The organism is Streptomyces sp. DvalAA-14 (genome assembly GCF_900091855.1).
In the GTDB taxonomy this organism is placed as follows: Bacteria; Actinomycetota; Actinomycetes; order Streptomycetales; family Streptomycetaceae; genus Actinacidiphila.
Map to the genome: position 1 here is coordinate 1 of NZ_FMCH01000562.1, position 12,660 is coordinate 12,660.

A 12,660-nucleotide genomic window follows, 5' to 3' on the forward strand; every position below is an offset into this window, starting at 1 on the left:
CGGACCGGGACAGGCGCGGTCCCGGCCTGCGGCGAGGACTGCGCCGGCTGCTCGGCGGGCGGCGATCAGTCCCCGATCCTGCGAAAGAGCCCTTCCTGCATCACGGAGACCAGCAAACGGCCCTGGCGGTCGAAGATCTGACCGCGCGCCAGGCCGCGGGCGCCGGTCGCGATGGGTGACTCCTGCTGGTAGAGGAACCACTCGTCGGTCCGGAAGGGCCGGTGGAACCACATCGCGTGGTCCAGCGACGCCATGTCGAAACCGCGCGGACCCCACAGCGGTTCGACCGGCACCCGGACCGCGTCCAGCAGCATCATGTCGCTGGCGTAGGTGAGCGCGCAGGTGTGCACGAGCGGATCGTCGCCCAGCGGTCCCATCGCGCGCATCCACACCGCGCTGCGCGGCTCGGCGCCCTCGATCTCCTCGGGCGTCCAGCGCAGCCGGTCCACGTAGCGGATGTCGAAGGCGACCCGGCGGCCCATCCGCCGCAGTGCCTCCGGCAGCACCCCCAGATGGGCACGCAGCTCGTCGCCGAGCCTCGGCAGGCTCTCCGGGCCCGGCACCTCGGGCATCGGCAGCTGATGCTCGAAACCCGGTTCGGGCCGATGGAAGGAGGCCGTCAATTGAAGATCGTCCGACCCTGCTGGATGGCCACCACCCGGCGGGTGGTGAAGGAGCGCCCGTCGCGGACCCGCTCGACCTGGTACACGATCGGCACCCCGGGGCGCCCCGGGCGCAGGAAGTACGCGTGCAGCGAGTGCACCGGGCGGGTGCCGTCGGTGGTGCGTCCCGCCGCCACCAGCGCCTGCCCGGCCACCTGGCCGCCGAACACCCGCTGCAGGCGCTCCTGCGGACTGCGTCCGCGGAAGATGTCCTCCTCGATCCGTTCCAGGTCGAGCAGCTCCACCAGCCCCTCGGTCGCGTCGCTCACCGCGGTCTCCCCGTTCTCCTCGACTCCCGCACGGTCCGCCCCGGTGCCGCCCGCCTCACAGCTCGCCGACACCGGTCAGCCTGATCACCGCGCGGCCCTCCTCGTCGGAGGCCGCCAGATCGACCTCCGCGGAGATCCCCCAGCCGTGGTCCCCGTTGGGGTCGGCGAAGGTCTGCCGCACCCGCCACAGACCGTGCTGCGGCTGCTCCTCGATCTGGAGCAGCTTGGGGCCCCGCGCGTCCGGACCGGTCCCCAGGTCGTCGTACTCGTCCCAGTACGCGTCCATGGCGTCCGCCCAGGTGTCGGCGTCCCACCCGGCCTCCGCGTCGAGTTCGCCGAGCTGGTCGTACTTCTCCAGCGCGGCCAGTTCCACCCGGCGGAACAGGGCGTTGCGGACCAGCACCCGGAAGGCGCGGGCATTGGCGGTGACCGGCTTGACCTGGTCGGCGCGCTCGGCGGCCTGTTCGGCCGTCTCCACCTCCGGGTTGGCCAGCTGCTCCCACTCGTCGAGCAGGCTGGAGTCCACCTGCCGCACCAGCTCGCCGAGCCACGCGGTCAGATCCTGGAAGTCCTCCGACTTCAGGTCGTCCGGCACGGTGTGCTCCAGCGCCTTGTAGGCGCCCGCCAGGTAGCGCAGCACGATGCCCTCGGTCCGGGAGAGCTCGTAGTAGGAGACGAACTCCGAGAAAGTCATGGCGCGTTCGTACATGTCGCGGACCACGGACTTCGGGGACAGCGGATGGTCGCCGACCCAGGGGTGGCTCTTGCGGTAGACGCCGTAGGCGTGCAGCAGAAGCTCCTCCAGCGGCTTGGGGTAGCTGACGTCCTGGAGACGCTCCATGCGTTCCTCGTACTCGACCCCGTCGGCCTTCATCGCGTTCACCGCGTCGCCGCGTGCCTTGTTCTGCTGGGCGGCCAGGATCTGCCGCGGGTCGTCCAGGGTGGACTCCACCACCGACACCATGTCCAGCGCGTAGGAGGGGGAGTCCGGGTCGAGGAGGTCGAAGGAGGCGAGCGCGAAGGTGGACAGCGGCTGGTTCAGCGCGAAGTCCTGCTGGAGGTCCACGGTGAGGCGGACGATGCGGCCCTCGGCGTCCGGCTGGGCCAGCCGTTCCACCACGCCGCCGTCGAGCAGCGAGCGGTAGATCGCGATGGCCCGGCGGATGTGCCGCAGCTGGGCCCGGCGGTCCTCGTGGTTGTCCTCCAGCAGCCGGCGCATCGCCACGAAGGCATTGCCCGGCCGGGCAATGACCGACAGCAGCATCGTGTGCGTCACGCGGAAGCGGGAGGTCAGCGGCTCGGGGTCGGCGGCGATCAGTTTATCGAAGGTCGCCTCCGACCAGTTCACAAAGCCCTCCGGTGCCTTCTTGCGCACCACCTTGCGCCGCTTCTTCGGGTCGTCGCCGGCCTTCGCCAGCGCCTTCTCGTTCTCGATGACGTGCTCGGGTGCCTGCGCGACCACGAAGCCGGCGGTGTCGAAGCCGGCCCGCCCGGCGCGGCCGGCGATCTGGTGGAACTCGCGGGCCCGCAGCACCCGCACCCGCTGGCCGTCGTACTTGGCGAGCGCGGTGAACAGCACGGTGCGGATGGGCACGTTCACGCCCACGCCCAGCGTGTCGGTACCGCAGATCACCTTCAGCAGTCCGGCCTGGGCCAGCTTCTCCACCAGGCGCCGGTACTTGGGCAGCATGCCCGCGTGGTGCACGCCGATGCCGTGCCGCACGTAGCGGGAGAGATTGCGGCCGAAGGCGGTGGTGAAGCGGAAGTTCCCGATCACCTCGGCGATCGCGTCCTTCTCCGCCCGGGTGGACATGTTGATGCTCATCAGGGCCTGCGCCCGCTCCACGGCCGCGGCCTGGGTGAAGTGCACGATGTAGACCGGGTACTGACGGGTCTCCAGCAGTTCGGTGATCGTCTCGGTCATCGGGGTGGTGCGGTACTCGTAGCTGAGCGGCACCGGCCGGGTCGCGGAGCGCACCACCGTGGTCGGCCGGCCGGTGCGGCGGGTCAGGTCCTCCTCGAACCGCGACACGTCACCGAGCGTCGCCGACATCAGCAGGAACTGCGCCTGCGGCAGCTCCAGCAGCGGGATCTGCCAGGCCCAGCCCCGGTCCGGCTCGGCGTAGAAGTGGAACTCGTCCATCACCACCTGGCCGACGTCGGCCGCCCTGCCGTCACGCAGCGCGATGGACGCCAGCACCTCGGCGGTGCAGCAGATCACCGGCGCGTCCGGATTGACCGAGGCGTCGCCGGTCAGCATCCCGACGTTCTCGGTGCCGAAGAGCTTGCACAGGTCGAAGAACTTCTCCGAGACCAGCGCCTTGATCGGCGCGGTGTAGAAGGTCACCTCGTTCCGGGCCAGCGCGGCGAAGTGCGCACCGGCCGCGACCAGGCTCTTTCCGGAGCCGGTGGGGGTCGACAAGATCACGTTCGCGCCGGAGACCACCTCGATGAGCGCCTCCTCCTGGGCCGGGTAGAGGGTGAGGCCCTGGCCCTCGGCCCACGTCGAGAAGGCCTCGAAGAGAGCGTCGGGATCGGAGTCGGAAGGCAGCTGATCGATAAGGGTCACCCCACCATCTTGCCCGCACCGGGCGATCGGGGCGCAGCCGCGGCGGCGAGGACCTTGATCACCACCGGTAGGGTGTGCCCTCGACACAGTGTCAACTCCGCCTGCGGGCGGTCCAAAAGGGGGACTGAGCAGCACCATGATGGGACCTGCGCACTCACTGTCCGGAGCGACGGCCTGGCTGGTGGTGGGCGGCATCGCAGCCGCCTTGAACCACCCGATGCCCTGGCCGACGCTTGTGGTCGGTGCGCTCATCTGCGCGGGCGCCGCCCTCGCCCCCGACCTGGACCACCACGCCGCCACGATCTCGCGCGCCTTCGGGCCGATATCGATCGGCCTGTGCAAGATCATCGACACCCTGGGCGCCGCCACCTACAAGGCGACCCGGATGCAGGGCGATCCCCGGCGGACCGGCGGACACCGCACCTTGACCCACACCTGGGTGTGGGCGGCGCTGCTGGGCACCGGCTGCTCGGCCGCCGCTGTCTTCGGCGGCCGCTGGGCCGTGCTGGCGATCCTCTTCGTCCACATGGTGCTGGCGGTGGAGGGCCTGCTGTGGCGGCAGGCCAGGACATCCAGCGACATCCTGGTGTGGCTGCTCGGCGCCACCAGCGCCTGGGTACTGACGGACATCCTGGACGACCCGGGCAACGGCAAGGACTGGCTGTTCACCTCGCCGGGACAGCACTACATGTGGATCGGCCTGCCGATCGTGCTGGGCGCGCTGGTGCACTGCCTCGGCGACGCGCTGACCGTCTCCGGCTGCCCGATCCTGTGGCCGATACCGATCGGCCGCAGGCGCTGGTATCCGCTGGGGCCGCCGAAGTTCATGCGCTTCCGGGCCGGGGCCTGGGTGGAGATCAAGGTCCTCACCCCCGCGTTCTTCGTGGTCGGCGGTATCAGCGCGCTGGGCGCCCTGGGCGTCTTCGGCTGACCCCGGCGGCGGCCGGGATGCCCGCCCCGGCCCCCGCCACCTTCCTAGCCGTGCCAGGACCGCCACAGGGCCGCGTAGGCGCCGTCGGCGGCGACCAGTTCGTGGTGGCTGCCCAGCTCGCTGATCCGGCCGTCCTCGACGACCGCGATCACGTCGGCGTCGTGGGCGGTGTGCAGCCGGTGCGCGATGGCGACGACGGTACGGCCCTCCAGCACCCGCGACAGCGAGCGTTCCAGGTGGCGGGCCGCACGCGGGTCGAGCAGCGAGGTGGCTTCGTCCAATACCAGAGTGTGCGGATCGGCCAGCACCAGCCGGGCCAGCGCGAGCTGCTGGGCCTGCGCCGGACTGAGCACCGCGCCGCCGGAGCCGACCTCGGTGTCGAGGCCGTCGGCCAGCGCCAGCGCCCAGTCCGCGGCGTCCACCGCGCGCAGTGCGGCCACCAGCTCGTCGTCGTCCGCACGGGCCCGTGCCAGCCGCAGATTGTCCCGCAGACTGCCGACGAAGACGTGGTGCTCCTGGTTGACCAGCGCCACGTGCTCGCGGACCCGCTCGGCGGGCATCCGGGCCAGCTCGGCCCCGCCGAGCGTGACCTCGCCGGTGCGCGGGGCGTAGATCCCGGCCAGCAGCCGGCCCAGCGTGGACTTCCCGGCACCGGACGGTCCGACCAGGGCCAGCCGGGTGCCGGGCGGGACGTTCAGCGTCACCCCGTGCAGGACGTCGGCGCCGGCCCGGTAGCCGAACCGCACCTGCTCGGCGGCCACCTCGCGGCCCTGCGGCGAGATCCGTTCGTCGCCCTCGGCCTCGGCGACCTCCCGGACACCGACCAGCCGGGCCAGGGACACCTGGGCGACCTGCAGCTCGTCGTACCAGCGCAGGATCAAGTTGACCGGGTCGACGAGCATCTGGGCGTACAGCGCGCCGGTGGTCAGCTCGCCGGCCGTCACCCAGCCGTGCAGCGCGAAGGTGCCGCCGATCATCAGGACGGCGGTCAGGATCAGCGCGTGCGTCAGATTGATCACCGGGAACAGGACGCTGCGCAGCCACATCGTGTAGCGCTCCCAGGCCACCCACTGCCCGATCCGCAGCCGGGACAGCTGCTCGCGGCGGTCGCCGAGGCCGTGGGCCTCGATGGTGCGCCCGGCGTCCACCGACTCGGCGAGCACCGCTGCGACGGCGGCGTAGCCCGCCGCCTCCGACCGGTAGGCCTTCGGGGCCCGCTTGAAGTACCAGCGGCAGCCGGCCAGCAGCAGCGGCACCGCCACCAGGACCGACAGGGCCAGCGGCGGGGACGTCACGGTCAGCGCGCCGATCAGCAGCAGCGCCCACACCACGGCGATCGCCAGTTCCGGCACGGCCTCCCGCATCGCGTTGGACAGCCGGTCGATGTCGGTGGTGATCCGCGACAGCAGATCACCGGTGCCGGCCCGTTCCAGTACCCCCGGTGGCAGCGCCACCGCGCGCACCAGGAAGTCCTCCCGCAGATCGGCCAGCATCCGCTCGCCGAGCACCGCGCCGCGCAGCCGTACCGTCCGCACGAAGACCGCCTGCACCGCCAGCGCGGCCAGGAAGAAGGCGGCGGTCCGCCCGATCGGGATGTGCCGGTGACCCGAGGACAGGTCCTCCACCACGCCGCCCAGCAGGTACGGCCCCACCATCGAGGCCACCACCGCGACGGTGTTGACGGCCAGCAGCATCCCGAAGGCCCCGCGGTGCCGCCGGGCCAGTTCCCGCACGTAGGTCCGGACGGTGGCGGGCGAGCCCACCGGCAGCGTCGTGCTGAGCTGCGGGGCGGCCGGGTCGTAACGCGGCGGTCGCACGCCGATCATGCGGACTCCTCCATCGACAGGGCGGGGCCGAGGCTCGGGGCGGCGGCGTGCCGAACCGGGGTGCCGGCACCGGCGCCCTCCTGGGCGTCGGTCTCGCGGGTGACCACCGCGCGGTACCGCGGATGCTCGCGCAACAGGTCCTGGTGGCGGCCGGCCGCGGTGGCCGTGCCGTCGTCGACGAACACCACCCGGTCGGCCCGGTCCAGTACCAGCGGGCTGGAGGTGAGGACGACGGTGGTGCGGCCGGCGCGGATCCTCTTCAGGCCGTCGGCGATCCGCGCCTCGGTGTGCGCGTCCACCGCCGATGTCGGCTCGTCGAGCACCAGCACCCCGGGATCGGCGACCAGCGACCTGGCGAGAGCGAGCCGTTGCCGCTGCCCGCCCGACAGCGAGCGGCCCCGCTCGGTGATCCGGGCCCGCATCGGGTCCCCGGAATCCGCGTCGGCGCCGGCCAGGGACTGCACGAGGGCGTCCAGCACGTCACCGCACTGGGCCGCGTTCAGCGCCTGGGCCGGCGTGATCGCGCCGGACGAGGGCACGTCGAGCAGCTCGGCCAGGGTGCCGGACAGCAGCACCGGGTCCTTGTCCTGGACGAGTACGGCGGCGCGCGCCACAGCCAGCGGCAGGGCGTCCAGCGCCTGCCCGCCCAGCAGCGCCGAGGCCGCGCCCTCGACGGCGTCCGGACTGTGCCCGCCGAGGCGGTCGGCCAGCAGGCCCGCGGCGTCCGGGTCCCCGCACACCACCGCGGTGAACAGCCCGGCGGCGGCGCGCAGCCCCGTCACCGGGTCGCACAGCTCGGCCGTCGCCGGATCGACCGGGTCCGCCTGCGCAGCGGGCTCGGGCGCGACCGCGGTCGCGCCCGAGCCCGCCGTCGGCCGCGACAGGGCCAGCACCCGGGCGGCGCGTTTCGCGGACGGCCGGGAGAAGGACCAGGCCATGGCGATCTCCTCGAAGTTCTGCAGCGGGAACATCAAGAAGGCCACCGCGCCGTACACCGTGACCAGTTCGCCCACCGAGATCCGGCCGTCGAGCGCGAGCCGCGCCCCGTACCAGGCCACGCCGACCAGCAGCAGCCCGGGCAGCACCACCTGGACCGCAGAGATCAGCGCCCACATCCGGGCGCTGTGCACGGCCGCGGTGCGCACCTGCTGGGAGGCCTTGCGGTACCGGTCGAGGAACAGCTCCTCACCGCCGATCCCGCGCAGCACCCGCAGCCCGGCCACCGTGTCGGACGCCAGCTCGGTGGCCCGGCCGGCCTTCTCCCGCTGCAGATCGGCCCGTTTGGTGGCGGCCGGCAGCAGCGGCAGCACCGCGACCGCCAGGACGGGCACCGCGGCGGCGACCAGGACGCCGAGAGCGGGCTCGTACAGCAGCAGCGCGACGGCCACACCGACCGTGGCCAGCAGAGCGGAGGTGAAGCGGGCGAACGCTTCCACGAACCAGCCGATCTTCTCGACGTCACCGGTGCTGACGGCCACCACCTCGCCCGCCGCGACCCGCCGGGTGAGCACCGAGCCCAGCTCGACGGTCTTGCGGGCCAGCAGCTGCTGGACCCGGGCGGCGGCGCCGATCCAGTTGGTGACCGCGGTGCGGTGCAGCATCGTGTCGCCGAGCGCGGTCAGTACCGCGAGCACCAGCATCAGCCCGCCGGCCAGCGCCAGCCGGCGGCCGGAGTGGTCCACCACCGCCTGCACCGCGATGCCGACGGCCACCGGGAAGGACGCCACCGCGGCCATGTGGAGCGTGCCCCATGCGGCAGCGGCCAACTGCCCGCGCCACTGGCGTACTTCCAGCCAGAGCAGGAAACGGAAACCCGAGCGGACGTCTGGCACGCCCGGGTCGGGAAGGGGAAGGCTGCTGAGGGACGGCATGATGTCCTGGGATCGGTACAGGGGCGGCGGAGCCCGGACCGGTAGGGCGTATCCGGAGAAACCGTGCCGGGAGCGGTCAGGAGCCGTGCAAGGGTCGCGTCGCCGCCCGCGCCGGGTCAACCGGTTTTCCGGCGGCCGGTGGGAACGGGCCACGACCGGCCGGACGTCCAAGAACCCGGGTGACCCGGGTGACGCGAACGGAAAGTTGGGGAGCGATGCGAGGAACGGCCACCATCCGTACGGCGACGCTGGCGGCGGCGACGGCGGGCGCGCTGCTGCTCACCGGCTGCGGCGCCGCCCACGACTCGGCCGGCTCCACGAGTCCGAAGGCCGCCGCCCCGCCGGCCGGCGGCTCCCCCGGGAAGAAGCCGGCCGCCGCAGCCACCCGCACCCTGCCGGGGGTCGGGCCGGACATGTCCGCCGCGGTGCCTGCCTCGGCCCGCCAGGCGATCGTCGTCTACGGCGCCGGGCCGGCCACCTCGAAGTCCACCGTGGCGCTGTTCACGCGGGCCGCCGACGGCCTGTGGCACGGCGGACCGACCTGGCCGTCGCACAACGCGATCCACGGCTGGACCACGGCGCACCACGAGGGCGACCTCAAGAGCCCGGTCGGCGTGTTCACCCTGCACGACGCCGGCGGCCTGCTGGCCGACCCCGGCGCGAAGCTGCCCTACCACCAGTCGACGGCGTTCACCACGCCCGCGTCCTGGCCGAAGGGGTACCACCACGACTTCGACTATGTGATCGCCATCGACTACAACCGGGTCGTCGGCACCTCACCCGCCGATCCGACCCGCCCGCAGGGCGAGTCCAAGGGCGGCGGCATCTGGCTGCACATGGATCACGGCGTCGGCACCTCCGCCTGCGTGACCGTTTCCAAGGACGCGATGCGTTATCTGCTGCGCACCCTGGCACCGTCCGACCACCCGGTGATCGTGATGGGCGACACCGCGCACCTGGCGGGCTGAACAGGACCGGCGACGGGCGCGGGCCCGCGCACCGGTTGGCCTCCCGGCGGTGGGACACGGCACACTGTGGCACCGCAGGGCCTGAACGCTGACCCAGAAACAAAGATCCTGAACCACAGAGGGGACCCCCCACCCATGAAGGGCTTTCGTGCCTTCCTGCTGCGCGGCAACGTCGTCGATCTCGCGGTCGGCATCGTCGTCGGCGCCGCCTTCACCAGCCTGGTCAACGGCTTTGTGAAGGCGTTCTTGACCCCGATCGTCGGCCTGGTCTCCGGAGCCTCGGGGGACTACAGCGCCAAGACGTTCAAGGCGTCCGGCGTGACCTTCCCCTACGGCCTGTTCATCGACGCGGTGATCAGCTTCGTGATCGTCGCCGCGGTGATCTACTTCCTGGTCGTGCTGCCGATGAACCGCCTGCAGGACCGCTTCTTCCCCAAGGCGGCCTCGGCCCCGATGCGGGAATGCCCGGAGTGCCTGACCCCGATCCCGGCCGCGGCCAAGCGCTGCAGCGCCTGCACCGCGGTAATAGGCCCGCGGATCGTGGACCAGGACCCGACCGGCTTCGACCCCCGCAGGTAGCAGCCGCTACGGCGTCCCGGGCGTACTGGACGGCTCCTGCTCGTCCAGTACGGCCAGCAGCGCCGTCAGTTCCACCCGCTGCTCGTCGCTGAGCGGCCCGAGCAGCTCGGCGGCGGCGGTGCGGCGGGCCCGGCGCAGATTCAGCAGTGCCTGCCCCCCGTGCTCCCGCAGCTCGATCCGGATCACCCGGCGGTTCTTCGGATCCGGCACCCTTCGCACGAGCTCGCGCTCCTCCAGCGCGTCCACCAGCGTGGTCACCGCCCGCGGCACCACACCGAGCCGCTGCGCGAGGTCGGCCATCCGCGGCGGCTCCTCGCAGTGCGCGAGTGCCCGCAGCAGCCGGGCCTGCGCCGGCGTGATCCCCAGCGGCTCCATCAGCTCCCGCTGGAAGCGGTGCAGCCGCCGGCTCAGCTGGAGCAGCTGATCGGCCAGCCGCCCGGTGACCTGGTCCGGAGTGGCTTCGTCCGGCGTGGCCGCTCCCGGAGGGAGCTCCTCCGGTTCGGCCTGCGGCGCGACGGCGGTGGTGCGCGATTCCATGGCTCCAGCGTAGCAGGACGGTATTCATTGTGAGCATAGGTAACAATGACCTATACTCCCTATGAGCCCGTCGTCCGCATGCCTCAAGGAGTCCTTTGCGCCCCGAAAACGATCTCGTGAACCGGTGGACCCCACCGAAGAAGAAACCCGGTGGCCCCACCGACGTCCGCCGCATCGTGCGGCTCTTCCGCCCCTATCGCGCCCGCCTCGCCGTCGTCGGACTGCTGGTCGGCCTCTCCTCCCTCGTCTCGGTCGCCTCGCCGTTCCTGCTGCGCGCGATCCTCGACACCGCCATCCCGCAGGGCCGCACCGGGCTGCTCGCCGTGCTGGCCCTCGGCATGATCGCCACCGCCGTGGCCAACGGCGTCTTCGGCGTCGCCCAGACGCTGATCTCCACCACGGTCGGCCAGCGCGTGATGCACGACCTGCGCACCGCCGTCTACGAGCGGCTGCAGCGCATGTCGCTCGCCTTCTTCACCCGCACCCGCACCGGCGAGGTGCAGTCCAGGATCGCCAACGACATCGGCGGTATGCAGGCCACCGTCACCTCCACCGCGACCTCCCTGGTCTCCAACCTCACCGCGGTCATCGCCTCCGTCGTGGCCATGCTGGCGCTGGACTGGCGGCTGACGGTGATCTCGCTGCTGCTGCTCCCGGTCTTCATCTGGGTCGCCCGCAAAGTCGGCCGCGAACGCAAGAAGATCGCCACCGACCGGCAGAAGCAGATGGCGTCGATGTCGGCGATCGTCACCGAGTCCCTGTCCGTCAGCGGCATCCTGCTCGGCCGCACCATGGGCCGCGGTGCCTCGCTGACCCGCGACTTCTCCACCGAGTCCGAGCGGCTGGTGGACCTCGAGGTGCGCTCCAACATGCAGGGCCGCTGGCGGATGGCGGTGATCGGGATCGTGATGTCGGCGATGCCCGCGCTGCTCTACTGGGCGGCCGGCCTCACCGCGGGCCACGGCGGCCCCGCCGTCTCCATCGGCACCCTGGTCGCCTTCGTCTCGCTCCAGCAGGGCATGTTCCGCCCCACCGTCTCGCTGCTCGCCACCGGCGTGCAGGTGCAGACCTCGCTCGCGCTCTTCCAGCGCATCTTCGAATACCTCGACCTGCCGGTCGACATCACCGAGCGCCCCGACCCCGTCCGCATCGAACGCGTACGCGGCGAGGTCCGGTTCGAGAGCGTCGACTTCGCCTACGAGGCCGACAGCGCCGAGCCCACCTTGCGGGGCATCGACCTCGCCCTTCCGGCGGGCGGCAGCCTGGCCGTGGTCGGCGCCACCGGCTCCGGCAAGAGCACCCTCAGCTACCTGGTGCCCCGGCTCTACGACGTGACGGGTGGCCGGGTGACCCTCGACGGCCACGACGTCCGCGATCTCAGCTTCGAGACGCTGTCGGACGCGGTCGGCGTCGTCTCCCAGGAGACCTACCTCTTCCACGCCTCCGTCGCCGAGAACCTGCGGTTCGCCAAGCCGGACGCGACGGACGCCGAGATCCAGGCCGCCGCCGAGGCCGCCCAGATCCACGACCACATCGTGGGCCTGCCCGACGGCTACAACACCCTGGTCGGCGAGCGAGGCTACCGCTTCTCCGGCGGAGAGAAGCAGCGGCTGGCCATCGCCAGAACCATCCTGCGCGACCCGCCGGTGCTCATCCTGGACGAGGCCACCAGCGCACTCGACACGCGCACCGAGGCCGCGGTGCAAGACGCCATCGACGCGCTGTCCGCGGGAAGGACCACCATCACCATCGCCCACCGGCTGTCCACCGTGCGGGACGCGGACCAGATCGCGGTCCTCGACGCCGGCCGGATCGTCGAGCGCGGCACCCACGACGAACTCGTCGCCCGGGACGGCCGCTACGCCGCACTGCTGCGACGCGACACCCAACTCGCGACCACCGCGCCGTGATCCGCCGCGCCGTGATCCCCGGCGCGACGGGCCGGGACGTGGTGGGCCGGGACGTGGCCGCCGCGCGTCGGACCTTGCGGTGCCGGGCCTTGCCGCCAGGACATTACTCACCGGTAAGGTGAGGTCCGGCGGGAAGCGCCCGCCCCGCTGATGGAGGTCCCCGGTGCCCGCACGCTCCGCCCTGCTGTTGGCCGGCCTGCTCGCCACGGCCGGCGTCACCCACTTCGTACGGCCCAAGCCGTACGACGCGATCGTGCCCGCGTCCCTGCCCGGCAGCCCGCGCACCTGGACCCGGGCCAGCGGCGCCGCCGAACTCCTGGTCGCCACCGCCGTCGCGCTGCCCGCCACCCGGCGGGCCGGCGGCCTGCTCGCGGCCGGACTGTTCACCGCCGTCTTTCCGGCCAACGTCAAGATGGCCTACGACTGGCGGCACCACCCCACCCCCTACAAGGCCGCCGCTTACGGCCGCCTGCCGGTCCAGGTCCCGTTGGTCCTGTGGGCGCTCAAGGTCAGCCGGGCGGCCCGGGGTTCACGCTGA

The 12,660-nt window shown here is 72.2% G+C and carries 9 protein-coding genes and 1 pseudogene; 5 read left to right on the top strand and 5 right to left on the bottom strand.

Annotated features, from left to right (window positions below):
- Positions 1-65: 65 nt before the first annotated feature.
- Both GA0115240_RS30415 and GA0115240_RS30420 read right to left on the bottom strand, forming a co-directional pair.
- Positions 66-931: pseudogene (locus GA0115240_RS30415) on the bottom strand (acyl-CoA thioesterase).
- Between the two features lie 55 nt (positions 932-986).
- Positions 987-3,500: a DEAD/DEAH box helicase gene (locus GA0115240_RS30420; RefSeq protein WP_093741663.1), complete on the bottom strand. Its 2,514-nt coding sequence runs from the start codon at positions 3,498-3,500 to the stop codon at positions 987-989.
- Between the two features lie 136 nt (positions 3,501-3,636).
- Here GA0115240_RS30420 and GA0115240_RS30425 point away from each other — a divergent pair, with 136 nt between their 5' ends.
- Positions 3,637-4,431 (top strand): metal-dependent hydrolase, encoded by a 795-nt coding sequence (locus GA0115240_RS30425; protein ID WP_093741665.1) that lies wholly within the window; start codon positions 3,637-3,639, stop codon positions 4,429-4,431.
- A 44-nt stretch (positions 4,432-4,475) separates the two neighbouring features.
- Here GA0115240_RS30425 and GA0115240_RS30430 read toward each other — a convergent pair whose 3' ends face one another.
- Positions 4,476-6,257 carry an ABC transporter ATP-binding protein gene (locus GA0115240_RS30430; RefSeq protein ID WP_093741667.1) on the bottom strand — a complete coding sequence of 594 codons (1,782 nt, stop codon included), beginning with the start codon at positions 6,255-6,257 and terminating at the stop codon, positions 4,476-4,478.
- On the bottom strand, positions 6,254-8,128 hold the full coding sequence (locus tag GA0115240_RS30435) for an ABC transporter transmembrane domain-containing protein (RefSeq protein ID WP_093741669.1): 1,875 nt from the start codon (positions 8,126-8,128) through the stop codon (positions 6,254-6,256). The genes GA0115240_RS30430 and GA0115240_RS30435 overlap by 4 nt, the downstream gene beginning before the upstream one ends.
- A gap of 215 nt (positions 8,129-8,343) precedes the next feature.
- Here GA0115240_RS30435 and GA0115240_RS30440 point away from each other — a divergent pair, with 215 nt between their 5' ends.
- Both GA0115240_RS30440 and mscL read left to right on the top strand, forming a co-directional pair.
- Positions 8,344-9,096 (top strand): hypothetical protein, encoded by a 753-nt coding sequence (locus GA0115240_RS30440; protein WP_093741671.1) that lies wholly within the window; start codon positions 8,344-8,346, stop codon positions 9,094-9,096.
- Between the two features lie 135 nt (positions 9,097-9,231).
- On the top strand, positions 9,232-9,675 hold the full coding sequence (gene mscL, locus GA0115240_RS30445) for a large conductance mechanosensitive channel protein MscL (protein ID WP_093741672.1): 444 nt from the start codon (positions 9,232-9,234) through the stop codon (positions 9,673-9,675).
- 6 nt (positions 9,676-9,681) lie between these two features.
- Here the strand turns inward: mscL and GA0115240_RS30450 are convergent, their stop codons facing one another.
- Positions 9,682-10,212, bottom strand: coding sequence for a MarR family winged helix-turn-helix transcriptional regulator (locus GA0115240_RS30450; RefSeq protein ID WP_093741674.1), 531 nt, complete (start codon positions 10,210-10,212; stop codon positions 9,682-9,684).
- A gap of 116 nt (positions 10,213-10,328) precedes the next feature.
- Here GA0115240_RS30450 and GA0115240_RS30455 point away from each other — a divergent pair, with 116 nt between their 5' ends.
- Entirely contained in the window at positions 10,329-12,122 is a 1,794-nt protein-coding gene (locus tag GA0115240_RS30455; protein ID WP_093741676.1) for an ABC transporter ATP-binding protein, read from the top strand.
- Positions 12,123-12,285: 163 nt separating this feature from the next.
- Positions 12,286-12,660: a DoxX family protein gene (locus GA0115240_RS30460; RefSeq protein ID WP_093741677.1), complete on the top strand. Its 375-nt coding sequence runs from the start codon at positions 12,286-12,288 to the stop codon at positions 12,658-12,660.

Bases quoted from the DNA above. Each gene is read 5' to 3' on its own strand.
- GA0115240_RS30425 (WP_093741665.1), top strand. From the start codon at position 3,637: ATGATGGGACCTGCGCACTCACTGTCCGGAGCGACGGCCTGGCTGGTG.
- GA0115240_RS30435 (WP_093741669.1), bottom strand. From the start codon at position 8,128: ATGCCGTCCCTCAGCAGCCTTCCCCTTCCCGACCCGGGCGTGCCAGAC.
- GA0115240_RS30450 (WP_093741674.1), bottom strand. From the start codon at position 10,212: ATGGAATCGCGCACCACCGCCGTCGCGCCGCAGGCCGAACCGGAGGAG.
- GA0115240_RS30430 (WP_093741667.1), bottom strand. From the start codon at position 6,257: ATGATCGGCGTGCGACCGCCGCGTTACGACCCGGCCGCCCCGCAGCTC.
- mscL (WP_093741672.1), top strand. From the start codon at position 9,232: ATGAAGGGCTTTCGTGCCTTCCTGCTGCGCGGCAACGTCGTCGATCTC.
- GA0115240_RS30440 (WP_093741671.1), top strand. From the start codon at position 8,344: ATGCGAGGAACGGCCACCATCCGTACGGCGACGCTGGCGGCGGCGACG.